Genomic DNA, 25865 nt, shown 5'->3' with positions numbered 1-25865 from the left:
GCTGAAATTGCAATTCCAGGATTTCTTCTTTTTGTTCTTCTGACAAATCATATTCATAGAGATGGGAAAAGACATCAATATTTTTAAATTTCAGCCAATCATTAACTGTTGCTTCCAGATTTATCCATGTTTCAATATATTCATTTAACTCAGACCGCTTAAAACGATGTTCAGGCTTTCTTTTTAAATCCCAGGTAAATTTCACATCGTAATGACAGAAAGGGATTACAATTTCGGCATTTATTAAATCGGTATAATACTTTGTGAGATTTGTTGCGATCTCAGTTCTATTCCCGGGATAATCTTTTATGAATCGGATATGCTCCAGGGGATCATAGATAACTTTGATTTCGTTTTTTTTGTTTACAAGTTGCCAATTTGAAAGCAGGTTTAGCTTTACATCTTCTTTGAATTTAAGTAAAGATTTAAAGTCGAGGCTATCCGGGAATTTTACGACTTCTTTCTTTTCGTATTTCTCTAATTTTGTGCGTATATCGTTAATTAATGCCAGCTTAAAATGTTTGTCGGTGTTGCTGCTCATATAATCTTCAAGTGCGCTTAAAAATACATTAATTGCACTGTCCTTAGTTTTTACGAATTGATGTATATCAAAAAGTATATCCCAGAGTTCATCTGTATTTTTTTGGGCATAGCTGTCAACGCCGTTGATAATTTGCTTTAACCTTTTGAGTGTTTTAACAAGCTGGTTAATTATTAGTTTTTCCATTTATGGAAGGGTTGATTTGTTTAAGTTCCTAAAATTAGAAATTTAAAAGTTTTTTCTGGAATGATTCTTTGATTTCATCTTCGAAACTATCGAGGTAGTTTTGAGTTGTGCGCAAATCCTTGTGTCCAAGGTTTTCGCTAATTAGCTCCATCGAGGCTCCTTCACGTTTTAAAATTGTGGCAAATGAATGACGGGCGGTGTAGGTTGTCAGCTTTAAAGGAAATTCTAATTCTTCACCTATTCTTTTCATGTATTTATTGATGGTTTTAGTTGCCTGGCGCACATTCATTAAAACGGTTTTTGCATCATCATCTTTTTTTATTATGCCAAAAATGTATGTTTCCGGTTCCTGCGGTTTTTCTCCCCATTTTTCAATTATCTTTTTTACCTCCGGGAGCAAAACCACTGTAACTTCCTTTTGGTCCTGTTTTGTAGAACGTTTGGTTTTTTCCCGAAGAAAATAGATTTTGTTGCCTTTAATGTTTTTGTATTGCAGCAAGGCAATGTCTTTGATATTTGCACCGTTGCACAAGTAACTAAACAGCCATAAATCACGGGCTTTTTCTTCATTGTCAGTTTTAGGAGTGTATTTGACAATTTTCCCAATATCAACGAGCTGCAAAGCTTTCTTGACGTTTCTGCCAGCCGGAATCTGATATTTGCGTTTGCCAAAAGGATAAATGCTATTATTAATTAAGCCATCTTCGATTGCCCGGTTAAAAATTGTGCGCAGATTTCTGAGATAAATACCAACTGAGGTTATTGATTTACCTTCATTAATCATCCATTTTTCGTAGTTGTCTAACCAATCAGGGGTTACGTCCCAAAAGTTTAATTTCTTCCGGTTCTTTGTCTTTAAATATTCTTTGAACGAATTTAAAGCGCTTGTATAACTTTCGGCAGTTCCGGCTCGATCTTCGTTTTTCAGTTTTGTGATGTAATCATCAAAGCTGGTTAATACGTTTGCTTCGGCTTTTGGCTTTTGGTTAAATTTTCGTTCAAACTCAGGAAATGAAAAAGGATTCAAGTCTTTAATGATTTCGATGGCCTTATTTTCGATTCCATTGAAATAAACCAGGTGGTCCTTATAGGTTTTTCGAGGCTTTTCTGAGTGAACTTTTTTCCATTCATCTGTAGTTAAATGAACGTTTACCGGATAATATTTTTGTACTCGATTGAAGGTTATGCGCAGTTTAACTGCGTATGTATCTTTTTTTGTTTTTATTCGTTTATCCAGAATAATGGCTGTTGTTATTCCTATCATAGTTCTGTATATTGTTGATTATTAGTTTATTGATGTACTGTTTTCATACATACAATATACATACAAATGGAGACAAAAACAACAATAAAGGACAAAAAAGAACACAAGAAAACAACTTAAAAAGCTGTAATACAGACCTTTGAAAGACTAAAGAAAATAAGAGAAGAGTGCTTTTTGTGATTCATAATCATGAGGTCGGCGGTTCAAGCCCGCCTCTCGCTACTGAAAACAAAAGGAGTCTGGTAATTACCGGGCTCCTTTTTCTTTTTAAGCCCTAAACTCAAATCAGGCTATTTTTTGTAATTCGATAAATAATTAAACAACAAAAAAGAGCTGTCCAGCTGAAGCTCTTTTTTGATACCACTAATTTTTGCAGACGAGGATTAACTTGTATATAATTTCGGTTGTAGTTTCAGAATAAAGGGTAGAACATTTATGGACGCTTTTTTGAAGATGATTGATAATTTTACAAACCCCTAAACATAAACCAATCAAGATGCATATTCTACCCTTATAATTTATCTTTTTAGTTACATCATACAAGTTACGGATTAATCATTAAAACACCAAATAGTATTTTATTTACTAATTCTTTCTTTACTCCATTAAATAATGCTCTTTTCAATTTAGCACACTCGATAATCTACTTTATACTTGCGTATTTTATCAATCCAAACTTCAAAGCAAAGCATAGAAAACTCCCCTTAAAACCTTCTTATTTTTTGAGAGTAGGTAAACAAAGTAATATCAAGAAATCTCACACTTGTTTTTGTATTCCCCTGTCTGTGCGAAATAATTATCTTTGGGCAATTTTTGTACAGAATGATATCGATAGATAAAATAAATCTCAGTTTTGGCGGTTTCGAACTGTTTAAAGAAATCAGTTTTCTGGTTAACCCAAAAGACCGAATTGGACTGATTGGTAAAAACGGTGCAGGAAAAAGTACACTGCTAAAAATTATTACAGGCATAGAAAATCCAACGGCAGGTGTAGTCGCCGTTCCGAAAGAAACAAGCGTTGGATATCTACCTCAACAAATGGTGGTTTCGGATACGCGCACACTGAAAAATGAAGTCACACAGGCTTTTGAGGAACTTTTAGCTATTGAAAAGAAAATAGCGCACCTAAACCAGGAAATTGCCGAAAGCGAAGATTATCATTCTGATGACTATTTAAAGAAACTCGACCTGATTACCGAATACAACGAGCGTTACCAGCTTTTGGGTGGCGATAACTACGAAGCCGAGCTCGAGCAAACGCTTATGGGACTTGGTTTCGAAAGAACTGATTTCGACCGGATGACCTCCGAATTCAGCGGAGGCTGGCGTATGCGTGTTGAGCTGGCAAAATTGCTGCTAAAAAAGCCCGATGTATTTTTATTGGATGAGCCAACCAACCACCTTGATATCGAATCGATTCAGTGGCTGGAAGATTTTTTGAAAACATACAGCGGAGCCGTTATCCTGGTTTCGCACGATAAAGCTTTTCTCGATGCCGTTTGTAACCGCACCATAGAAATTTCACTCGGCAAAATTACCGACCAGAAAATGAATTACAGCCGTTTCATGGACTGGAAAGCCGAACAGCGCGAGATTAATTTGGCAGCTTACACCAACCAGCAAAAAATGATTGAAGATACCGAACGTTTTATTGAACGGTTTCGTTATAAATCATCAAAAGCAGTGCAGGTACAGTCGCGGGTAAAGCAGTTGGAAAAACTGGATAGGATTGAAATTGAAGAAGAAGATAACTCAGCTCTGAAAATCAATTTTCCACCGCCACCCCGTTCTGGACGAATTGTGGTTGAAGCCAAACATATCAGCAAATATTACGATTCGTTGCACGTACTCGATGATATCAACCTCACTATCGAAAATGGTGAAAAGATAGCGTTTGTTGGCCGTAACGGAGAAGGCAAAACAACGCTTGCCCGGATTATCATGAGCGAGCTGGAACACGGTGGAACAATGAAATTGGGGCACAATGTAAAAATTGGCTACTTTGCCCAAAATCAGGCGCAACTGCTAAATGGCGAACTTACGGTTTTTGAAACCATAGATGAAATTGCTGTTGGCGATATCCGCACAAAGATTAGGGATATTCTTGCCGCGTTTTTATTCCGTGGCGAAGACATCGATAAAAAAGTGAAAGTATTAAGTGGGGGTGAAAAGTCGCGACTGGCAATGATTCGCCTGATGCTTGAACCGGTTAACTTTCTTATTCTGGATGAGCCCACCAACCACCTCGACATGCGCTCGAAAGAGATTCTAAAAAACGCACTGGCCAATTTTTCGGGAACCGTGTTGGTGGTTTCGCACGACCGTGATTTTTTGGATGGTTTAGTGAATTGTATTTACGAATTCAGAAATAAAAAGGCAAAACAACATTTGGGCGGCATTTTCGATTTTCTGTACCGAAAGAAAATGGAGTCGATGAAAGAGTTGGAAAGCAAGAAAAAGAATACAAAAACCGCAAAAATTGTAACTTCGGATAAACAAAACGATGAGCTGTCGTTCGATGAAAAGAAAGAGATCAACCGCACCATTTCGCGAATGGAGAAAAGCGTAGCTCAAACCGAAGAAAAAATTGCAGAACTGGAGGCCGAAATAGAAGAAATGGACAAGTTACTTGCCAATCCCGGGGATATCGACGACAACTCGGTTTTTGAGCAATACGAGCAATTAAAATCGAACCTGGAACAAAGTATGCTTGACTGGGAAAATGCCCACGAAGAGCTGGAAAACTGGAAGGCTAAAAAAACCTGGTAAATTAAAAATGATGAGACAAAAAGGAATAGATAAAGACGATTTTCTGTTTGGAACAAGAGCGATAATCGAAGCCATAAAAAAAGGAAAAACAATCGACCGAATCCTGATAAAAAAAGGCTTGCGAAACGAACTGATCACCGAACTACAGGAGCTAATAAAAGAAACCGAGATTGGCGTTCAATACGTTCCTATCGAGAAAATAAACCGTATTACACGAAAAAATCACCAGGGGGTGCTGGCGTTTGTTTCGCCTATTGAGTTTGACAATATTGAAACAGTAATTCCGGGAATTTTCGAAGAAGGAAAAACTCCCCTCCTGCTTGTTTTAGATCAGATTACCGACGTGCGTAACTTTGGCGCCATTGCCCGCTCGGCCGAATGTGCAGGGGTGCAGGCCATTATTATCCCCGAAAAAGGCATGGCACGTATTGGTGCCGATGCTGTAAAAACATCGGCAGGTGCCATTCACAACATTCCAATTTGCAAAACTACTAACCTGTACCATACGGTTCGGTTTCTGAAAGACTCGGGTATTAAAGTAGTTGCTGCCACCGAAAAAGGCGACAAACTATACACCAATGCCGAAATGAAATCGCCATTGGCCATTGTTATGGGATCAGAAGACACGGGTGTTTCTGCTCAAATTCTGAAACTTGCCGATGAACAATTAAAAATCCCGATCTTAGGGCAGATTGAATCTTTAAATGTTTCGGTATCTGCTGCTTTAATGATTTACGAGGCAGTCAGGCAACGAACTCAGGCCTGAACAGGAATCGTGCGCTTAAAGGATTCTTCAAGAGAAATAAAAGTTTCAGTACTGGCAACACCACCAATTTTTTGAATTTTTCCGCTTAAGATATTTTTTAAGTGCTCATTATCTTTGGCGTAAACTTTAATAAAAATGGCGTATGCTCCGGTGGTGTAATGACATTCTACGATCTCAGGAATTTCTTCCAACCCTTTTACCACTTCGCTGAAAAGACCTCCTTTTTCGAGGAAAATACCGATGTAGGTGCAGGTTTTGAAATCAACCTTTTTAGGATTGATGTGATAGCCCGATCCAACGATCACTTCCAAATCTACCATTCGGTTAACACGTTGATGCACAGCCGCACGTGAAATACCTACTTCTTTTGCAACATCTTTAAAAGGTATCCTTGCGTTTTTGGTAATTATATCCAGAATTTTTAAATCCCAGTCGTCTAAGTTATTCCTTAAAGTCATCTTTAACAATTTTCTACAAAAGTATCAAAAAACTAACATTATTTCAAAGTAAAGTAAGCGGAAATACAATATAGTAACAAAATCACAACAAAGAAGTCCAGACTTACAAAAAACACAAAAATATTATCAGTTTGTTAATTAATACTTCAAATTACTTTCATTATTCCACAAACAGTAGCCATTTTCATGTTAATTAATACTTTTACGACAGATTTTTATAAAAACAGACAGCAATAAAAATCTAAAACAGGTATAGACAGATTAATTTCAGCAACAAAAAACAACTCAATTTCAACTTGAAATTCCGGGTTGTACGATGCTGTGCAGGCTTAAAATTAGTAACCTTAAAATTATAGACATGAAAAATTCAACAAGTTGGTGGCTTATTCTGGCCCTTTTGATAATTGTTGCCGCTCTTGGCGTAATTATACCTACTGGAATTGGAGAAATTGACACCTCGAACCTCGACGCCGGAGATACCGCATGGATGCTGACAGCAACAGGTTTGGTATTGTTAATGACTCCCGGATTGGCATTCTTTTACGGAGGAATGATCCAATCGAGAAATATTATTTCTACCATGCTGCAAAGTTACATTGCCATGGGAATTGTAAGTGTGTTATGGGTGGTAGTTGGTTTTAGTATTGCCTTTGGCGACAGTATCGGAGGTGAAGGATTTGGTCTGTTTGGTAATCCATTAACATTCTTTATGTTTAGAGGAGTTAACGGAGGAACGCATCCCGATTTTGCTCCAACATTTCCGTTTGCCGTATTCGCTATGTTCCAGCTAAAATTTGCCATAATCACACCGGCTCTTATTACCGGATCTTTCGCTGGCAGAGTGCGTTTCAGAGCCTACATGTTATTTATGGTACTCTTTATATTATTTATTTATGCACCGCTGGCTCACTGGACCTGGCACCCGAACGGATTCCTGCGCAACTGGGGAGTACTTGATTTTGCAGGAGGTACCGTAGTACATATGTCGGCAGGATTTGCAGCGCTGGCAGGAGCGATTTTCCTTGGAAGAAGAAAAGACGCTAACAAAGAAATAAAGCCGGCAAACATTCCTTATATTTTATTAGGAGCCGGTATGCTTTGGTTCGGATGGTTCGGCTTTAATGCCGGTTCTGCATTGGCAGCCGATTCTATTGCTGCATCAGCACTGGTTAATACCAATACCGCATCGGCAGCGGCCATGTTAACCTGGATATTTTTTGATGCAGCGCAAGGTAAAAAACCATCAGCAGTTGGTGCAGCTATCGGACTTGTTGTAGGTTTGGTTGCCATTACTCCGGCCGCCGGATTTGTGAATGTTGGCTCGAGTATTTTTATTGGTGTAATTGCAGCCATTATTAGCAACTACGCCATTACGCTTCGTACCAAATCTAAATTGGATGATACATTGGATGTATTCCCAGCTCACGGAATGGGTGGTATTACAGGTATGTTGTTTACCGCTGTTTTTGCCAACGAAGTAGGCTTGATTCATGGGGAAATCACCACTTTCCTATATCACTTACTGGCACTGGTTATTGTTGGAGTTTTCACTTTCGGTGGCTCGATGTTAATGTACAAAATAACCGATATGATTGTTCCGATGCGAATTTCTCCTCATGGCGAAAAAGTTGGTCTGGACATTAGCCAACACGACGAATCGTATAATTTTGTTTACTCAGAAGATTAAGATACAATACGTTTATGCATAAAAAAAAGGCCGGTTAATACCGGCCTTTTTTTTTTATTTAATAGGTACTTGTCGTTTAAAGTCCTGTTCCAAAGAAATAAATGTTTCGGTGCGGGCAATGCCCTCAATGTCCTGCAATTGCTCGTCGATCAGGCGTTTTAAATGCTTGTTTGTTTTCGTTTGTATTTTAACAAAAATAGCATAAGCCCCTGTTGTGTAATGACATTCAACTACTTCAGGAATATTTCGTAAAGCTTCGGCAACCTGTGTGTGAAACTTTGCCTTGTCAAGATAAATCCCCATGTATGCACAGGTGTTGTAACCCAGTTTTTGAGGACTTACAATAAATTCGCTTCCGTGTACAACACCAATATTTAACAAGCGCTGAACACGCTGATGAATAGCAGCACCCGAAACGCCACATTCACGGGCAACCTCCAAGAAAGGTATTCGGGCATTTTTTGTAATAAGCTTTAATATCTTTTCATCCAGCTCATCAATATCAGCCGGTTTTTCTTCATAATAATCATTCGACTTCATGTTTCTAATCTTCTGAGTTAGTTTCAAATTATAGCACAAATGTAGGTAAAAATTACAATCACTAATCTCAGATGCTTAAAAACATATTATTACTTACAGACTGTAAGAAACTTATTTTTTTAAAGAAGTAAAAACCAGTGTATTTTACACTGGTATTACCGTCGCGCAATCTTTTCAATATCAGCACCTGAAGGCTCTTGAAAAACCCTCAGTTCGAACTCGGGAATAACGGCAAAAATGTGGTCGAAAATGTCGGCCTGAATACTCTCATATTTTGCCCATTCCTGATCGCTGCTGAACACATAAATCTCAATGGGCAAACCTTTCCCCATGGGTTGCAACTGGCGCACCAAAAATGTAAGCTCTTGATTAATTTTTGGATGCTGGCGAAGGTACACTTCCAGGTACTTTCTGAAAATACCAACATTGGTTTGATGCCTACCACTGATATAATCCTCCTCGGCCAAGTTCTTTCCTTTGTTGTATTCCTTCAGTTCTTTTTCCTTTTCCTGAATATACGACCGGATAAGATCGAACTTTTCGAAACGCTCCAACATGGCTGCATCGCAAAATTTAATGGTATTGGTATCGATGGCAACCGAGCGTTTTATACGTCGTCCACCCGATTCTTCCATTCCTTTCCAGTTAAAGAACGACTCGGAAACCAGCGCGTAAGTAGGAATAGTGCTAATGGTTTTATCCCAGTTCTGAACTTTTACCGTATTTAAAGTTATATCGATAACAGTTCCGTCTGCCTTGTGTTTTTCCATTTGAATCCAGTCGCCAATTTTTACCATATCGTTTGCCGACAACTGAATCGATGCCACGAAACCCAGTATCGTATCACGAAAAACTAACAATAAAACAGCTGCAATTGCTCCCAAACCTGCCAAAAGGGCTGTTGGATCTTTTCCCAGCAAAACGGCGATTAGCAGTATGCCCGCCATAAAAAACACAAAAATTTTTACCAGTTGCACATAACCTTTTATCGAGCGATTATGCGAAAACTCAGTAGTATTATAAATCTGCAAAGCGGCATTTAAGGTTGAGTTGGCCACAAAAACAATAATAGCGATAAAATAAATTCGCGATATTTTTGTCAGCAAACTGCTAAGCCCCCAATAATAATCCTTCGATAGAGACCTATAAACCTCGGGCGCCAGTTCGCTTACCTGTTGGTGAATATCGGGATACGAAAAATCGGCTGTGTAAAACAGTATAAATGCAGGGACCAAATGTGCCAGTCCCTTAAAAACCCTGTTTTCGATCAAAATATCGTCCCAGTTTGTTTTTGTACGATTGGCAATGCGCTGCACAACTGCCAAAAAGATCTTACGTGTGATAAAATGTGCCAGCCAGGCCACAAAAACAATAATCACAAGGCAAATTAATGCGGCCAGAGGTTTGGCTAAAATTTCCATTGTTCCTATTTCACGGATATGATCAAGTAAATAGCGGTAAATAATATTCATAAATCTAAAGGGTATTCATTCAGTTTATTTTAATCCACTTCAAAACCAACTTTCTGCACGTTTCTGCCAACAATTTATCATTAATAGTTGAGAATTAAACCTCTATTTATTCTGAATATTGAATAAATTGGGCAACTTGAAGATTGTGAATAGCAAAGTGGTTGCATATGTCATTCTTTGTGTCAATATGTATCCTTATTTTCAGCCAAAAATAATAAATGAGCATAAAATGAAGTTGAAGTTTTCTTTTATTCTGTTAATAATCCCGTTTTTATCGTTCGCACAACCCAAATTCGATGCCTATTTTAAGAACAAAACTTTTCGCTTCGATTTTCTGCTGGGTGGAAACAGTAAAGAAGTTGTAGTGTATCCGCAGCAAATGAAACAGGAGCCGTTTTGGGGCGGTTCGAAAAAGAACCTTATCGACGTGTTTAATTACGGCAGTTATCGCTACCGGGTTTTCGACCTAAAATCGGACAGTCTGATATACAGCAAAGGTTTTAGCACACTTTTTCAGGAATGGCAAACTACAGCCGACGCCAAAACCAGCAACAAAACCTTTTACCAGGCAGCACTTTTCCCTTACCCTAAACACGATGTGCGCCTTGAAATTGATGCCCGCCAGTGGAACGGAACGTTTAAAACAATATATACAACAGATATCGACCCAAAGGATTATTTTATTTTGAAGGAAGAAACGCCCGGTTTTAAAACAAAGGACATTGTCAACAACGGCGATCCGGCAAAAAAGGTAGATATTGCCATTCTGGCTGAAGGTTACACCGCTGCCGAAATGGAAGATTTTTATGCTGATGCCGCAAAAGTTTCGGGTTATTTATTCGATACCGAACCGTTCAAATCGGAGAAAGCAAACTTTAATGTGCATGCCGTTTTTGCCCCTTCGGAAAATTCGGGCACCGACGTTCCGGGCGAACACATTTATAAAAACACTTATTTTAATACCAGCTATTACACCTTCGATTTGCCGCGCTACCTGACTCCTGCCGATATGAAAACGGTTTACGATGCAGCGGCCAGCGTTCCGTACGACCAGATTTATGTTTTGGTAAATACCGAGCGATACGGAGGCGGCGGATTTTACAATTTTGTTACCGTTTGCACTGCCGACAACGAGCTTACCCGCCAGGTTTTTGTGCACGAATTTGGCCATGGTTTTGGCGGCCTGGGCGATGAATACTACAACTCGGCCGTGGCTTACGAAGATTTCTACAACCTCGAAATTGAACCCTGGGAACCCAACATTACTACATTGGTTGATTTTGATAAGAAATGGGAAAATATGATAGACGCCGACACTCCTGTTCCAACACCACGAAAAGATAAATACCGAAATACAGTTGGTGTGTACGAAGGCGGCGGCTACATGGCCGAAGGAATTTATAGTCCGCATATCGATTGCCGCATGCATACCAACGAAGCCGAAGGTTTCTGCCCGGTGTGCCAGGAAGCTATTCGAAAAGTTATTCGCTATTATTCGGAGTAAAATTAGCAGCTCCACAGCGATGGAAACGAAAATAGAATTTCAAAGTTGACCTCCACAGCCGTGGCGATGAAAATAAATTTTCAAGATCATTCTCCACAACGGTGGCGATGAAAAAAGATTTTCAAAACGAAGCTCCACGGCCGTGGCGGTGAAAATAGATTGTCAAAATGGAGCTCCACAGCGGTGGAGATAAAAATAGATTTTCAAAACGGGCCTCCACAGCCGTGGGGACGAAAATAGATTGTCAGTTTTTGGCTCCACAAAAGTGGAGATAGCAAAAGGATTTAATTTTTTTCGGCAGAAAACAAAAAAGCGGATGAGTTAAAAAATCTTATCCGCTTTTTATTGTATCGCCTCTGCTAACTATTCCTCTTTCTTCTTCAACAGTTTCGAAGTAATAAAGTAAGCTACAATTAAGCCAACTCCTCCAAGAACTAAGATTGCGGTAAAGAAGGCAACAACTTCATCCATTACGTTCGACAATGAATAGCCAACAACTACTCCCAGTCCTACTGCAATTAAAAAGATTCCCCATTTTACCAGCGAAAGCTGCGAGCATTCACCTTTAAATATTCCGGCATCGAGCCCTTTTTCTACCAGCGCCAGGCGCTCTTTTGTACGTGTTGTCCAGTATACATACAAGATGGCGAAGATTGCCAGAAAAAAACCGATTGGTACGAAAATTCCTTCCATGATATTAAATTTTAAATTGTTTTTTTTCTGTTTTCGCTCTTTTGACGCCACTTTGTTTTGGCGGTTACAACTTTTCAGTTTTTTTTTCTTGCTGATAGATCGTTTCACGCAGATTTCGCCGATAATCGCTGATTATTATACCATATATATACTGTAGAAGTCATTAGTTTAAATAAAGATTTTGATTGCTAGTTAGCTACCCCATTCGCTGTCGCCATTTCATTATTGTAAAAAAGAAACTTCATTGCTCGCTCCCTTTCAGGTAGGTTTCCGTTGGCTGACGAATGAAGGGTTAAAGAAAACAATAACTACTTCATATTCTTTTAGTCTTTGTAGTTATTAAATATATCCTAGCGATTTCTATTATGCCTAGTGGTAATAACTATTAGCACTAGGTTTAAAAATGAAATCTCTTCTACCTGTCTTAGTGCTTTTTATTTATCTGTGTAATCAGCGTTATCTGCGCGAAATATTTTCTTAGTAACTTGTAACCAGAAAAACATTCTTACGTCAAAAGGACAGATGGAGCAAAAAGATGATATCTATTACATCGAAAAGGTAAAGGCCGGACAGACCAATTACTTTTCGTATATCGTTGAGCGATACCAGGATATTGTTTTTTCCATTGCAATGAAAGTTCTTAAAAATCGTGAAGACGCCGAAGAAATGGCACAGGAGAGTTTTATAAAAGCTTACAAATCGTTGCACACTTTTAAAGGCACTGCAAAATTTTCGACCTGGCTGTACCGCATTACATATAACAATTGTATCTCGGAGGTTAGGAAACGAAAAATGCATTTTGCATCGACCGACGATGTGCAGATTGCCGACGAAGCTGAAGAAATGAACCTGGATGGAATACCGGAAGAAAACAGGGCACATGCCATAAAGGCTGCCATGGACAAACTTCCGGAAGATGAATACACACTGATACTTTTGTATTATTTCGAGGAACAATCGATCGAAGAGATCAGCAAAGTTACAAAACTGTCGGAAAGCAATACAAAAGTGAAGCTTTTCAGAGCTCGTAAAAAGCTCTATACTATTTTGAATGAATTAATGAAGGACGAATTATACACTATATTATGAACGAATTGGAAGACATAAAATTAAAAGCATTCCTGCAAAACATGGAACTGGAAAAACCAGGTTCCGGTTTTACGGTGCAGGTGATGAATAAGATTTTTGCGGAGGATAGTGCATTGGAACAAATTAAATCGGAAAAAATCCTTGGAAAAGGGTTTTGGATTATTTCGATACTTTTTCTGGTGTTACTGGCAGCCATTTTCGTTGTAAGCAACACCGGAATGCAGGCCGACAGCCAAATCGGACAATTACTACCCGAGGCCGGACAAGGATTATCGGAAGGCTACGAGTCGTTCTTCAGCAAATTGGGAACAATGCCATTAAGCATTGCCGGAATTACTATCGGCGTTTCGGTACTTATCTTTATCGACAAAATTATTAGCTCGAACAGTAAGATTTTTGCGTAAGAGGCTACAAAAATATTACGTGCGAATCCCGGCTGACAAGTCGGGATTTTTTTATTCGTATTGTTTTAATAGCCCCAACATTATTAAGTATTGGGCAGCAATGTAAGTTGTCATTATAAATAAACCTTCGTAAGGAATTGCGACAAGAAAACAATTGACAGCGATCAGCGAATCGGACAAAACAAAAAACAACGAACCGGCAAATACCAGGCTAAAACTTATGGGGTGACCATTACCAAAACGGTTTAGTGCCATTGCCGACATGGTTAAAATGGCAACCATGTATACAAAAATGGCAAAACGCAGTACTAAATCCAGTTGTGGAAAAAGCACGATATAAACGATTAAACCAAACGCCAGATAAGGGATCAGCCACATGGGTTTCTTTTTCAGAAACGATGTTTTCCCTGAAAGATTGATGGTGCGCAAAAACAGGAAAATATAGAACATCTGTGCCACCAGAAACGACGCAATCCCCAATACAAACCATGTAAAATCGGCTGAAAACATCATTAGCAAGTCACCCAGCCACGAGAAGAGAAAACCTGCACCAGCATACTGCAACACCTTTTTATCGATATTCTTTGAGTGTAAAAAGAAGTAACCCGCAATCCAAATTAAAAGTAAAGGCTTTGCAATATGATCTATTTGGGGATTCTGCAAATACTCACCGATAAGGTCGGCCGCTACAATTATCACAAAAAGAAGGTGAAGAAAAATCTTTTTCATCAATCGCTGTTTGAGATAAAATTAAAACTATTCAGCTAAAAAACGAAACCGGAACCTAAAAACAGGCTTCCGCCATCAGGTATTTATTTACGTACTCGTTAACGCCTTCCTCCAATTCCACAAAAGGCTTTTTGTAACCTGCATCCCGTAGTTTCTTCATTTCAGCCTCGGTGAAATACTGGTATCTTCCTCGCAAATCAACGGGCGTATCAATAAATGAGATATCCGGATTTACATTCATACTGCTAAAAACAGCTTTTGTAAGATCGAGAAACGAACGGGCTTTTCCGGTGCCTACATTATATATGCCCGTATTTTCCTGTTTCTCCAAAAAGTACATCATCACATCGGCAATGTCTTCCACGTAAATAAAATCGCGGCTTTGTTCGCCATCTTTAAAGGCTTTATGGTGCGAACGAAACAGCTGCATGTGCCCTGTTTCTTTAATGGTTTTATAAGCATGTAAAACTACCGAAGCCATTCGTCCTTTGTGGTATTCGTTGGGTCCGTATACATTAAAAAATTTCATTCCTGCCCAAAACGGCGGCGTGCGAAACTGCTTCAGTGCCCAAACATCAAAATCGTGTTTCGACCAACCATACAAATTAAGCGGTCGTAACTCATGAATTTTTTGATGTTCATCTGAAAAACCCTCTTCTCCATTGCCATAGGTGGCCGCCGACGACGCGTAAAGAAGTGGTACCTGAATTTCGGAACAAATGTTCCAGAGGCGTTGCGAATAAATTAAGTTCAGTTGCTGATAGAGTTCGGGCTCCTGCCCCACCGTATCGGTACGTGCACCCAAGTGAAAAATAAAATCCACATCCTGTGCATTTTTAATTAACCAATGAAAAAACTCATCCCGGTCAATGTACTCGCGGTAATTTTTTTTCAGAAGATTTAAATCTTTCCATGGGTCATCGAACTTATCAACCAGTATCAGATCTTTGTATCCTGCTTTGTTGAGTTTCCCTACTAAATAACTTCCGATAAACCCGGCTGCTCCTGTTACAACTATCATTTTAAAGCGGTTTCGTATGGTACGCAAAATCGCTGTTTTCTGAAAAATGTGGCTTTGTAATAAAGAACCAGCCACTTTGCTTTTTATTGTACGCGTGGCAAAATAAATTTAACTTTTCGTATTTGCCAAAAAATTGCGCGTAAACGCATGCCTATAAGCAAAACAGCTTGTTTTTGTACTTAAAATTTAACATTATCAATTAGATCAGGATCTTAAGCAGCTATACCAAACATGCCCGTTAATGAATTTAGCCCACAGGTTCAGGAACCTGTCTTAAAATAACCGACAATGCCTCTTTCAGGCGGACAAGCGCCAAAGGAATATTCCATTTTGCTGAGTCGCGGGGCTCTACATAATTCGATATCGACCGTATTTCGTAACATTTTACGCCCATCCAGTTACAAACATAAAAAACAGCAGCACCTTCCATCGACTCCACATGTGCTGTAAATTTTTCCCGCATTTCGGCAATACTGCTATCGCGTCCGTAACTTTTGTTGGTGGTTATTCCTTTTACTTTTTTCAGTTTTATCCAACCGTTTGAATTACTTGCTTTTAGCAAACCATTTTCAAACGGAAAATCGTTCATCCCAATGTAACCCGATTCGAATAGCGTAAGAAATTCATGCTGTTTCTCAATACCCAGGTCAGCAAATTCTTCGCTAACCACATTCACCACCTCACCTATATTTAGCTCCTGGGTTAAACTTCCGGCCAAACCAACGTTTACAACGGCATCGTATTTCTTTTCGCGAAGTGCGTTTGTTAAGTGAAATGTGGCAAACGAGCTTCCTATGCCCGTTACCAAAATATCAATATTGAAGTCTCCAAATCGGTAAGTCTTTACAAAATGACTTTCCTCCTCTACTTTCTCCAGCTCATCAACAATCAATTTTATCTCCATTGTAGTGGCTGCTACAATCAAAATTTCCATACATTAAATTTTGTATTTTCTGTTTCCGATACGCTTCGGAACAATGTCCATTATTACACCAAATCTGTATTTCAACCTTGCTTTTATCACAAGTCATCGTCTCACTCCTTATCAAATCCATATACTCATTCATACTGATTTTATAAAAAAAAGTTAATCTTTGTATGGATTAAAATTTTAACAACAATGTGTTCATTAAAGAATAACAACTCAAACGGATACCAGCGAACTGATTTATACAACGAGGAAGCAACCGAACAGCTTTCGGAGCATTACAAAGAAATTTTGCAGATCGTTGGTGAAGATCCATCGCGTGAGGGACTCGACAAAACTCCGGAAAGAGTGGCTAAAGCCATGCAATTTCTATTGCAGGGTTACCAAATGGATCCGGTAGAGATCCTTCAATCGGCCATGTTTAAAGAAGACTACCGACAAATGGTGATTGTAAAAGATATTGAGATTTATTCGATGTGTGAACACCATATGCTTCCGTTTATCGGGAAAGCACATGTTGCCTACATTCCCAACGGAACCATTACCGGACTAAGTAAAATTGCCCGTGTTGTTGATGTGTTTGCCCGCCGACTGCAGGTACAGGAACGGTTAACAACTCAAATAAAAGATTGTATTCAGGACACGCTAAAACCACTTGGAGTTGCCGTTGTTATTGAAGCACAACACCTGTGTATGCAAATGCGCGGTGTGCAAAAACAACACTCCATTACAACTACTTCGGATTTTACGGGTGCTTTTGAAAAGGTAGCTACCCGCGAAGAATTTATCAAACTTATCAGTACCAAACTGAGCTAAAAGCTACAGAAACTCGATACAAACCGGCGCCGGCAAACTAATTTGTTTCCCGCTGAATTCAGGCATTCCCATTTCCACATCCATTCGAAAAACGGTGATATTATGACTGCGTTGATTGGCAACCAACATCCAGTTTCCATCGGGTGTTATTCCAAAGTTACGAGGCCAGTCGCCTTCCACCGGCACTGTTCCTAAAAATGTCAATTCCTGATCGGTCTTTACTTTAAAAACAGCTATGGAGTTATGTCCCCGGTTTGAGCCATACAAATACTGCCCATCTTTCGAAAAATGAATATCAGCACAATAACTCACACCATCAAAATCTTTTGGCAAGGTGGAAATATTTTGAAATACCGTCCACTTTTCTCCGGTTTTACGAATTGCCGAAATGCTTGAGTTAAGTTCATTTATCACATAAATTACATTTTCATTGGGGTGGAAAACAAAATGCCTTGGCCCCGAACCGGCCGGCAGCTTTACAAATTCCTGCTCGTAACGCCCCAAATTCCCATCTTCAAAATGAAAGATATTTAACTGATCGGTTCCCAGGTCGGCACTAAAAATGCTCGGCTCTTTTGTTGAGAATTTAATGGAATGAGCATGTGGCTGAGTCTGATTAGGATGTACACTCTTGCCTGTATTTTTAACAACTGTCAACGCTTTCTTCAGGCTGCCATCTTCATTTACCGGATATATGGATGTTGTTCCTCCGCCATAGGTTGCAATGGCCACGTACTTTCTGTCGGGCGAAATATCAATATGGCAAGGGCCACTTCCATTTGCGGCCTGCTTATTCAAAAAGTGTAATCCTCCCATCTTGTCGAGTTGGTAGGCAACTACATAACCACCCGATGGTTCAACTTCGTGAGTGGTACGCGAAACGGTATACAAAAACTTCTTATCCGGGCTCAAACGCAAAAACGACGGATTATCAATTCCCTTAAAAGTAGTGAGCAAATCAATTTCTCCGGTTTTGGTATTTAAACTGCAGTAGTTTATTCCTTCCGCTCCTTCAGAAGTAAAAGTTCCTACATAAAAAAGCTGTTTTTCCTGCGCGAATCCGGCAGTTACACCAAGTAAAATTAGCAGGCAGTTAAACAAAATAGTACGTAACATATTTGTATATTTAATGAACGTTAAACAAAAAAACGAGCACAATATGAATCGTTCGAAGAAGTTTACTTTCGGAATAAATTTAATCTTGTGCCAATGTATAACAAAAATTTTAATGTATGAAAAAACCTGTAATAGCTGAAAAAGCACCAAAAGCACTTACGCTTGAACCGGGTACCTATTATTGGTGTGCCTGCGGACGAAGTAAAAACCAACCCTTTTGCGACGGGTCGCACCAGGGAACGGAATTTACACCACTACCTTTCGATATCGATGAGACGAAGGAAGTTTGGCTTTGTCAATGCAAACACTCCAAAAAGAAACCATTTTGCGATGGCACTCACCGAACCTTATAGGCTTTAACAACTTTCTAAACCTTTGTAAAATCGTCTTTTGAAGCGTTGCAGATCGGACATTTCCAATCGTCAGGCAAGTCTTCAAAAGGCGTTCCCGGAGGTATTCCAAGCGCCGGATCACCCTCTTCCGGATCGTACTGATAACCACAAATATTGCACGAATAGATTCCGTCTTCACTCACCGTATGCTCATGTTTTTCCTCATCTACTTCTTCGTAAACAATCGGTTCAGGTTCTTCTTCCAGTTTATCTTTATCGATATAAGTAGGCGAATTTTTAGGCGAACGCATTTTATATTTGGCATGGTAATACGCATAGGTTAGCGGTTCTTCATCCGACAGTTTATCGCCGTCAACCACTTCGGCAGTTATTAAATAATGCGACCCCACGTCGGCGTAATCAATCACTTCGCAATCAAACCACGCCACCGATGAATCAACAACAATTGGAGCACCGGTTTTTGCAGTAATCGTTTCAACTCCCTGAAACTTGTCAATATCGGCTCCCGACATAAACCCAAACTTTCCGATCAACGAAGTATCAACCTCTTTCTTCAATACTGAGATCGAAAACTTTTTACTATCAATAATTTTTTGGGCAGAGTAGTTATTTTTATTACAACTTATAGCAATTTTCGATGGCTCGGCAGTAATCTGAAAAGCCGTGTTTCCAATATAACCGGCTTTTTCGCCGTTCAATTCGGTAGCAATTAAATACAAGCCATAACTTAGTTTATGAAAGGCGGAATAATTCATTCTTTTCAATTTTTGAATTTCGTTTGTTTAAATTTAACAATACAATTTCAATTTTACCTGCCAATACACTTTTAAATGCTAACATTTTATTCAAGCACCTGGTACCGGCAATAATAAAAATGTACGTCGATTATTGAACAACAACACCAAAAGGAAGCCGGAGTTCAGAATTTATAACACGCGAACCAGGAAATAATGCTAAAACTGGCAATCCATTTAACATTAAATAATTTTTTGGCACGCAAAACAGAAGACAAAAACCTTACAAAACCGAGAGAAACAGGCACTATTAATTTAAAATTGGGAATCCCGCCTAATTATTTTCCAATATTTGGACATTTTGTTTGATAGATCCTCATATTTCACTATTTTTAAGCTCTCTAAATAAAAGAAATGGCCAACCAAAAACTCAAAAACAACTACAAAGTGTACATTGTGGAAGACAATGTACTTTACGCCAGGGTGCTAAAAAAGCAACTTCTGGATGATCAATTACAGGTAAAAGTGTTTCACAACGGGACAGACTTCATTAATGCAATGAGCGAAAAGCCTGATGTGGTAACGCTTGACTACACGCTTCCCGATATGACAGGGAAAGAAGTACTAGCTAAAATTCAGGAGAAGATCCCGGATACGCATGTAATCGTAATTTCAGCACAGGACGATATCTCGACTGCTATAGAGTTGATGAAAAACGGTGCCTACGATTACATAATGAAAGCGCCCGACACCCGGGAAAAGCTGAGTAATATTATCCGAAATATTTACCGGACTGACCAACTTCAAACCGAAAACACCAATTTAAAAGAAGCTGTTGCCGAGAAATATAATTTTAAAAACCTTATAAAAGGTAACAGCCGCGAAATTGAGCACGTGTTTGAGTTAATGAACAAAGCTACTCAAACCAATATTTCTGTATCCATTTCGGGAGAAACCGGAACGGGTAAAGAACTGGTTGCCAAAGGAATCCACTACAACTCGAAACGCAGTGCCAAACCGTTTATAGCAGTAAACGTGTCGGCCATCCCCGACGGACTGATCGAGAGCGAATTGTTCGGACACGAAAAAGGTGCTTTTACCGGTGCTGATTTTCAAAAGATCGGAAAATTTGAGGCCGCCAACGGAGGTACACTTTTCCTTGATGAGATTGCCGACCTGAACTTAAACCTTCAGGCAAAATTGCTGCGCGTTTTACAGGAACGAGAATTAGTGCGTTTGGGAGGCCACGATATAATACCTCTCGATGTACGCATTATTTCGGCAACACATAAAAACCTGGCCACTTTGTCGGGCGACGACCAGTTCCGACAAGACCTTTACTATCGTCTGCTGGGTCTTCCAATCGAAATTCCACCCTTACGTCAGCGCGGAAACGACAAAATTTTGCTGGCTAAGTTTTTTGTTGATGAGTTTTGCCGCGACAATGAAATGGAACCCAAAACCCTGTCGGCAGAGGCAAAACAAATGTTATCGAACTACCACTATCCCGGCAACATCAGAGAACTGAAAGCAATTATGGAACTGGCTTGCGTAATGTGTAGCCGCGACGTGATCAAACCGAGCCACCTGAATATGAACGTGGACGAAAGTGTGCAAAACCTGCTTGCCCAGGAAAAAACGCTGGAAGAATACAACAACGAAATTGTAAAATTCTTTTTGAATAAATACAATCAGAATGTACGTCTGGTAGCATCGAAATTAGGAATCGGAAAATCGACCATTTACCGGATGCTTCAGAAACACATGGATTAATCAATTAATTAATACCACAAAAAATCCCGGACTTAAAAGGTCCGGGATTTTTTTATCTCTATCGCTCCCTTAAACGTCAGTCTGAGCGTAGTCGAAGACTTCTATCCTTCGTAACTGTTTACGCCGGCAGTTTCCATCGAGCGGTCAACCTTTTTTACCAATCCCTGTAACACTTTACCCGGACCAACTTCGGTGAACGAAGTAGCACCGTCGGCGATCATATTTTCTACGATCTGTGTCCATTTTACAGGAGCAGTAAGCTGAGCAATCAGGTTTTCTTTGATCACAGCAGGATCAGAAACCGGTTTTGCATCAACATTCTGGTAAACCGGACAAGTTGGCTGATTGAATGTAGTTGCTTCAATGGCAGCCGCCAGCTCTTCGCGGGCAGGCTCCATAAACGGCGAGTGGAAAGCACCACCTACAACCAGTTTCAATGCACGTTTTGCACCTTTTTCGGTTAACAACGCACAAGCCTTGTCAATTCCGGCTTCAGAACCTGAGATTACCAACTGTCCCGGACAATTGTAGTTTGCAGGAACTACTACGTCGTCGATTTCAGCACAAACAGCCTCAACAACTGCATCTTCCAAACCAACAATTGCAGCCATTGTCGATGGTTCAACTTCGCATGCTTTTTGCATGGCCATTGCACGTTGTGCAACCAGTTTCAAACCGTCTTCAAAGTTCAGTGTTCCGTTTGCAACCAGTGCCGAAAACTCTCCCAATGAGTGACCGGCAACCATATCAGGAGCAAAATCCTTCAATGTTTTCGCCAATAATACAGAATGCAAGAAAATGGCTGGTTGGGTTACTTTTGTTTGTTTCAGATCTTCAACTTCACCTTCGAACATGATGTCGGTGATATTGAAACCTAAAATATCGTTTGCTTTTTCGAATAATGCTTTTGCTTCAGCAGAATTTTCATATAAATCCTTTCCCATTCCCGGGAACTGCGCTCCCTGACCAGGGAATACAAATGCCTTCATAATTTTTTGTTTTTAAAAATCCGGCGACAAAGTTACACTAATTTTATAAGGACAAAATCCTTTTATGCACCATTGCCAATAATTTGACAAAATGTTTGTGGAGAAATCGAACATCGGGTTATATGGGTCGATAATTGGGAAAACATGATACTTGGTACTGGATACTCGATACTGGATTCTGGATACTCGATACTCGCAGCTCGTAGCTAGTGACTCGTAACACTTCAACCTTTAAACACCAGGTAAATAACCACATATTTCAGCAAAAGCCCTAAAATGCTTACCACCAAAAACCGTCGGAAATCGTATCGTAACATTCCAGCGGCCAATGCAATTACCGGCGACGACAAAGGAAACAGGTTGAATACAAAAATGGTGAGCATGCCAAACCGTTTAATTTTTTGCTCGGCTTTTTCAATGCGCTTCTGCCCCATCAGTTCAATAATTTTGTTCGGACGCAATAAGCGGCCAATTAAATAATCGATACATTGCGCGGCAACTGCAGTAACCATGGCTGTAGAAATCAGATCAATCCCCTGGTAATAGGGCAAATAATAGATAAATGCCAGCTCAACCGGCATGAGCAAAAAGAAGAGGTAACCGGCAAAATGAATAAGACCAAAGGAAAAGATATTCTCTGTTTTACCGGCATAGAGTTCGCGACCGATGGTGAAAGAGAACAGGCAAATAGCAACAACCGAAGCAAACAAGATAAAATAGAACTTTTTGGGTATTGCTATTTTGCCGTTCATTTGTAAACAGGATTATAAGTCAATAACTAATATGATAGTAAAGTTACGCAAATGTTCTGATGCTTCTAATTTAATCGACCACTGACTTAATACGGCCGTTAAGCAGCGAATTTTAACCGATAACTCTATCCTGTAAAAGAAAACGCCAACGGATTCCGTTACATTGCAGAGAGAATCCGTTAGCGTTTTTTATAGAAATACAATGATGAAATACGACCTAAGGCACGTACTCACTCACCAATCTCACCATCAGATCATTTAGTTTTTCAAGTTCGAACTCACCAATTGTTGGTTCCAGATGATCATTTCCAATACCACTGTCATCGGTTATAAACACATACGTTCCGTTGGTCAATATGGCAAAAGAACGCATTAAATATTCCGTTGCCTTATCAATACCCGAAGCGGTAATGGGCACTATTTTAATTCCCTTATCGGCAGCTTTTATCAGGTTGGATTCCAGACTTGAAATAACGTCCTGCGTGTAGTGCGGCGGAGCGTCCAGTAACAAAAACAGTATGCGGGCCGAGGCATCATTATTCCACGAACTCTGCGTAATGGCCACATCGAGTGCAGAATGCACAGCCTCCGGGAAATCGCCGCCACCATCGGCCGACTGTTCCGATATAAAAGAAACCAGGCTACTTTCGTCGCTGGTAAAACTGAATGGGCGCGTAACAAACTCATCACCTTCATCCCGGTAAAACACCGACCCGAAGCGCATTTCCAGCGAAGGATTATTTTCTTTTATCCGTACAATTACATCATTTAACTCTGCTTTTAAGTAATTGATTTCATCGCTCATCGAGCCCGTTGCATCAACAGCAAAACATACATCTATTACTTTATTGTTTTCTACTGTTTTATCAAGATACACTGTATTGATTCCGTCGGCGTATTCCAGTGCATCGATAAGTTCATCGGTGCCGTCAAACGCAATACGGGCCGTTAACCCGTCGAGATTCAAATCCGACCACAATGAAGCCTTCCCCTTATTATCGGTTTTGGTTTTCCATACTTCCACCTCATCTGAAAAGAGACTGATTTCGGCATTGGCAACCGGCGACTCGTTTTTATCGAACACCACAAAACTGTACCTTTTTATTTCTTTCAGGTTCCATTTATTTACATCCTCGTAATACTCCTGGTTATTTAGCAGGTTATTCCAAAACTCCCAGTTATCGAGGTCGTTCCACTCGCCGGCAGTTAACACCCCCGGTTCGTATTGCCCGTTTGGATTTCCACCTCCCCAATCGCCGGTACTTGTTGGCGATCCGGCTCCGCTTGATCTTCCCGAGCCATCAGCAGCAGCATACTCATAAGCACCATCGCCCGTACTTGGTTGTGGAGTTTCAGGATCGGTTACCTCGCCAAACAAGCTGGTTCTGCCGTCTGCCGTTTTCTTACCGTTTGTATCGTCATCTCGCCAACAGCCCCACATGAGTAATACGGTGGCTATTAAAGTCAGTCTGATTGTTCTGTTTAGTAGTTTCATAATAAGTGTTTTAATTTCGAAGTGTTTCCCTTTAGATTGGTATGCAGGTGAAAAGGTTGCGTCGGAGCGAGTTAATTTCCTGTCGGTAGTATCGTCCAACCGGATATTAACCGGTGGTGAAACATCACCAGGTAATGTTATTTTCATTATCTCGAAGCTAAAGGTAATGTCATTACTCTAAATCGGAGGGATAACAATACTTATTATGATTACTGTTTATTTTTATTGTAACCGGGCTTTAACCCCTGTGCCTTACCACAAGCGGTTTCCCGAAAACCACACAATTCCACCATCCTTGTAACTCACTGATTACAGGCTTCCTGCAGCCGTGTAATTACCCGGCAAACTTTGTGGATGGCTTGCTGCAGCGCTGCAAATGGCAAAAAATTTTTCTTAGACCCCTCCTGCAGCCGTGTAACAGGCCTCCAATCTTTTTTAGACCCCTGCTGCAGCCGTGTAACTACGAATAATTTTTGTGAGACCCACCCCGCAGCATTGCAACAGGCAAAAAATTTTGTTTAGACCCCCTATGCATTTTTGCGGCAGGGGTAAAATTTTCGTGAGACCGGGGCCGCACAACTGCGAGAAGCCTGCTAAATATCTTTCTGGCACACCGTAATAGTGTTGGGTGGAAATTTCAGGGATGAATCAACAGCGCTAAAAATGTGGCACCGACAAAAATGCTGCGTAACATAATCTGAAGCATTGACTTTAGTAAATATTTGCTCTAATTTTATTGAACAAAAAATAAATCGCTCGATCAGCCAAACGCTTTTCACAAAAACAAAATTAAATAACCTTTAAAAACATAGTTTCTAATTCGTAACCCACATTATCATGAAAAAAATTTTAAATCTTTTTTTGTATAAACTCCGTAACGGAGAATACTTCCAGTTTATGAGCGACTTTAAAAGTTTGCTCATAGCGCTAACACCGGTCGCCATCCACTCGGAGGCCGAATTTGCAGACTTCGATGCTGCCTTAACCAAGCTCGACGACGAACTGCGCGTTGATCAGGGCACTGTATTAACCGAACAAGTACAAAACCTCGACATCGACCGCGATAACACGTGGCGCGCTATCGATATGCGTATTAATGCTACTCTTTTGTGCACTATACCAGAAGAAGTGGAAGCGGCCAAAAGCCTGAGACGCTTGTTCGATTTATATGGCGATGTGCGAAGGGTAAGCTATAACGAAGAAACAGCAGGGCTTACCAACTTAGGTGGCGATTTAACGCAGCGCGAAAATGCTGGCTTTGTTGCCACTTGCGGACTTGGCACCTGGGTATCGCACCTTAACGACCTGAACGTTGCATTTAAAACCAAACAAAACGAACGCGATACCCTGCTGGCCAACAAAAACAGCGGTAATGCCAAAGTGGTGCGTCTTGAAATCGATCCGCTGTACGAACTAATGGTTGAGCGGGTAAATGCTTTGGTAAGTTTAAATATGCAAACTCCCGAAATCGAGAATTTCATTATCGAGCTGAACCAGAAAATAAAAACTTTAGAGAATACAATTGCTATTCGCGAAGGCCGTAAAGACAGTGGCGCGGAAGAAGAACCTCCAACACCCGAAGATGAATAAATAGTAATAATTATTATAAATTTTGTTTTAAAGGTTAGCAAAAGCATCCATCCTGCGGGTTGGGTGCTTTTTTTTGTGAAATACGATCAAAGAAGAACAGTTGTTTTTCGTCCGGAAGTTCGGTCGATCCTTGATCAGCTAACTTCGCCGGACGATTGCCCTCCGGTCATTTCAGCCCGGCGCTACACACCGGGTT

24 protein-coding genes are annotated in these 25865 nt (G+C 40.1%); 10 read left to right on the top strand and 14 right to left on the bottom strand.

The features are described 5' to 3' along the window. Positions 1 to 727, bottom strand: a 727-nt coding sequence (locus tag ABZB17_RS06330; RefSeq protein WP_372648698.1) for a hypothetical protein, incomplete at its 3' end; no start/stop codon positions are given. Positions 728 to 761: 34 nt separating this feature from the next. Further along, positions 762 to 1991 carry a tyrosine-type recombinase/integrase gene (locus ABZB17_RS06325; protein ID WP_372648696.1) on the bottom strand — a complete coding sequence of 410 codons (1230 nt, stop codon included), beginning with the start codon at positions 1989 to 1991 and terminating at the stop codon, positions 762 to 764. Positions 1992 to 2813: 822 nt separating this feature from the next. Between ABZB17_RS06325 and ABZB17_RS06320 the strand changes: the two genes are divergently transcribed. After that, a complete protein-coding gene (locus tag ABZB17_RS06320; protein ID WP_372648694.1) occupies positions 2814 to 4760 on the top strand; it encodes an ABC-F family ATP-binding cassette domain-containing protein in 1947 nt (648 codons plus the stop codon). Positions 4761 to 4767: 7 nt separating this feature from the next. Continuing rightward, entirely contained in the window at positions 4768 to 5526 is a 759-nt protein-coding gene (gene rlmB, locus ABZB17_RS06315) for a 23S rRNA (guanosine(2251)-2'-O)-methyltransferase RlmB (protein WP_372648692.1), read from the top strand. Here the strand turns inward: rlmB and ABZB17_RS06310 are convergent. Beyond that, on the bottom strand, positions 5517 to 5984 hold the full coding sequence (locus tag ABZB17_RS06310) for an Lrp/AsnC family transcriptional regulator (protein ID WP_045027768.1): 468 nt from the start codon (positions 5982 to 5984) through the stop codon (positions 5517 to 5519). The genes rlmB and ABZB17_RS06310 overlap by 10 nt on opposite strands. A gap of 358 nt (positions 5985 to 6342) precedes the next feature. Between ABZB17_RS06310 and ABZB17_RS06305 the strand changes: the two genes are divergently transcribed. Next, entirely contained in the window at positions 6343 to 7671 is a 1329-nt protein-coding gene (locus tag ABZB17_RS06305; protein WP_045029054.1) for an ammonium transporter, read from the top strand. 54 nt (positions 7672 to 7725) lie between these two features. Here ABZB17_RS06305 and ABZB17_RS06300 read toward each other — a convergent pair whose 3' ends face one another. Continuing rightward, the gene (locus ABZB17_RS06300; RefSeq protein WP_372648690.1) at positions 7726 to 8211 is read right to left on the bottom strand and encodes an Lrp/AsnC family transcriptional regulator; all 486 of its coding nucleotides are present in this window, start codon (positions 8209 to 8211) and stop codon (positions 7726 to 7728) included. Between the two features lie 155 nt (positions 8212 to 8366). Beyond that, positions 8367 to 9683, bottom strand: coding sequence for a mechanosensitive ion channel family protein (locus tag ABZB17_RS06295; RefSeq protein WP_372648688.1), 1317 nt, complete (start codon positions 9681 to 9683; stop codon positions 8367 to 8369). 229 nt (positions 9684 to 9912) lie between these two features. Between ABZB17_RS06295 and ABZB17_RS06290 the strand changes: the two genes are divergently transcribed. Then, positions 9913 to 11187 carry a M64 family metallopeptidase gene (locus ABZB17_RS06290; protein ID WP_372648686.1) on the top strand — a complete coding sequence of 425 codons (1275 nt, stop codon included), beginning with the start codon at positions 9913 to 9915 and terminating at the stop codon, positions 11185 to 11187. Between the two features lie 363 nt (positions 11188 to 11550). Here ABZB17_RS06290 and ABZB17_RS06285 read toward each other — a convergent pair whose 3' ends face one another. Continuing rightward, the gene (locus ABZB17_RS06285; protein WP_045027763.1) at positions 11551 to 11880 is read right to left on the bottom strand and encodes a DUF6249 domain-containing protein; all 330 of its coding nucleotides are present in this window, start codon (positions 11878 to 11880) and stop codon (positions 11551 to 11553) included. A 522-nt stretch (positions 11881 to 12402) separates the two neighbouring features. Here ABZB17_RS06285 and ABZB17_RS06280 point away from each other — a divergent pair. Together ABZB17_RS06280 and ABZB17_RS06275 are read left to right on the top strand one after the other, a co-directional pair. After that, on the top strand, positions 12403 to 12969 hold the full coding sequence (locus tag ABZB17_RS06280) for an RNA polymerase sigma factor (RefSeq protein ID WP_372648685.1): 567 nt from the start codon (positions 12403 to 12405) through the stop codon (positions 12967 to 12969). Next, positions 12966 to 13373: a hypothetical protein gene (locus ABZB17_RS06275; protein ID WP_372648683.1), complete on the top strand. Its 408-nt coding sequence runs from the start codon at positions 12966 to 12968 to the stop codon at positions 13371 to 13373. Before ABZB17_RS06280 ends, ABZB17_RS06275 begins: the two co-directional genes overlap by 4 nt. A gap of 51 nt (positions 13374 to 13424) precedes the next feature. On the opposite strand, the gene ABZB17_RS06270 is transcribed toward ABZB17_RS06275, so the two are convergent. The 3 genes from ABZB17_RS06270 to mqnB form a co-directional block, all read right to left on the bottom strand. Then, a complete protein-coding gene (locus ABZB17_RS06270; protein WP_372648682.1) occupies positions 13425 to 14102 on the bottom strand; it encodes a lysoplasmalogenase in 678 nt (225 codons plus the stop codon). A 55-nt stretch (positions 14103 to 14157) separates the two neighbouring features. Beyond that, complete coding sequence (gene rfaD, locus ABZB17_RS06265) at positions 14158 to 15123, bottom strand: ADP-glyceromanno-heptose 6-epimerase (protein WP_372648680.1); 966 nt, start codon at positions 15121 to 15123, stop codon at positions 14158 to 14160. A gap of 247 nt (positions 15124 to 15370) precedes the next feature. Continuing rightward, on the bottom strand, positions 15371 to 16057 hold the full coding sequence (gene mqnB, locus ABZB17_RS06260) for a futalosine hydrolase (RefSeq protein ID WP_372648679.1): 687 nt from the start codon (positions 16055 to 16057) through the stop codon (positions 15371 to 15373). Between the two features lie 186 nt (positions 16058 to 16243). Between mqnB and folE the strand changes: the two genes are divergently transcribed. Beyond that, positions 16244 to 16867: a GTP cyclohydrolase I FolE gene (gene folE / locus ABZB17_RS06255; protein ID WP_372648677.1), complete on the top strand. Its 624-nt coding sequence runs from the start codon at positions 16244 to 16246 to the stop codon at positions 16865 to 16867. Positions 16868 to 16870: 3 nt separating this feature from the next. Here folE and ABZB17_RS06250 read toward each other — a convergent pair whose 3' ends face one another. Next, entirely contained in the window at positions 16871 to 17983 is a 1113-nt protein-coding gene (locus ABZB17_RS06250; RefSeq protein ID WP_372648675.1) for a lactonase family protein, read from the bottom strand. Positions 17984 to 18099: 116 nt separating this feature from the next. Between ABZB17_RS06250 and ABZB17_RS06245 the strand changes: the two genes are divergently transcribed. Continuing rightward, entirely contained in the window at positions 18100 to 18336 is a 237-nt protein-coding gene (locus ABZB17_RS06245) for a CDGSH iron-sulfur domain-containing protein (RefSeq protein WP_372648673.1), read from the top strand. Positions 18337 to 18350: 14 nt separating this feature from the next. On the opposite strand, the gene ABZB17_RS06240 is transcribed toward ABZB17_RS06245, so the two are convergent. Next, the gene (locus ABZB17_RS06240) at positions 18351 to 19091 is read right to left on the bottom strand and encodes a flavin reductase (RefSeq protein ID WP_372648671.1); all 741 of its coding nucleotides are present in this window, start codon (positions 19089 to 19091) and stop codon (positions 18351 to 18353) included. A 393-nt stretch (positions 19092 to 19484) separates the two neighbouring features. Between ABZB17_RS06240 and ABZB17_RS06235 the strand changes: the two genes are divergently transcribed. Further along, the gene (locus ABZB17_RS06235) at positions 19485 to 20843 is read left to right on the top strand and encodes a sigma-54-dependent transcriptional regulator (protein ID WP_372648669.1); all 1359 of its coding nucleotides are present in this window, start codon (positions 19485 to 19487) and stop codon (positions 20841 to 20843) included. 101 nt (positions 20844 to 20944) lie between these two features. Here ABZB17_RS06235 and fabD read toward each other — a convergent pair whose 3' ends face one another. The 3 genes from fabD to ABZB17_RS06220 form a co-directional block, all read right to left on the bottom strand. Then, on the bottom strand, positions 20945 to 21832 hold the full coding sequence (gene fabD, locus ABZB17_RS06230; protein ID WP_045027743.1) for an ACP S-malonyltransferase: 888 nt from the start codon (positions 21830 to 21832) through the stop codon (positions 20945 to 20947). Positions 21833 to 22056: 224 nt separating this feature from the next. Beyond that, a complete protein-coding gene (locus ABZB17_RS06225; protein WP_372648667.1) occupies positions 22057 to 22584 on the bottom strand; it encodes a DedA family protein in 528 nt (175 codons plus the stop codon). A 217-nt stretch (positions 22585 to 22801) separates the two neighbouring features. After that, positions 22802 to 24226, bottom strand: a complete 1425-nt coding sequence (locus ABZB17_RS06220) for a VWA domain-containing protein (RefSeq protein ID WP_372648665.1) — start codon at positions 24224 to 24226, stop codon at positions 22802 to 22804. Between the two features lie 690 nt (positions 24227 to 24916). On the opposite strand from ABZB17_RS06220, the gene ABZB17_RS06215 reads away from it, so the two are divergent. Beyond that, positions 24917 to 25669, top strand: coding sequence for a DUF6261 family protein (locus tag ABZB17_RS06215; RefSeq protein ID WP_372648663.1), 753 nt, complete (start codon positions 24917 to 24919; stop codon positions 25667 to 25669). Positions 25670 to 25865: the final 196 nt, after the last annotated feature.

It is taken from the genome of Draconibacterium sp. (assembly GCF_041583095.1).
In the GTDB taxonomy this organism is placed as follows: Bacteria; Bacteroidota; Bacteroidia; order Bacteroidales; family Prolixibacteraceae; genus Draconibacterium.
The sequence above is the reverse complement of the archived record's forward strand: the minus strand, read 5'-3'. Positions and strand labels throughout refer to the sequence as shown.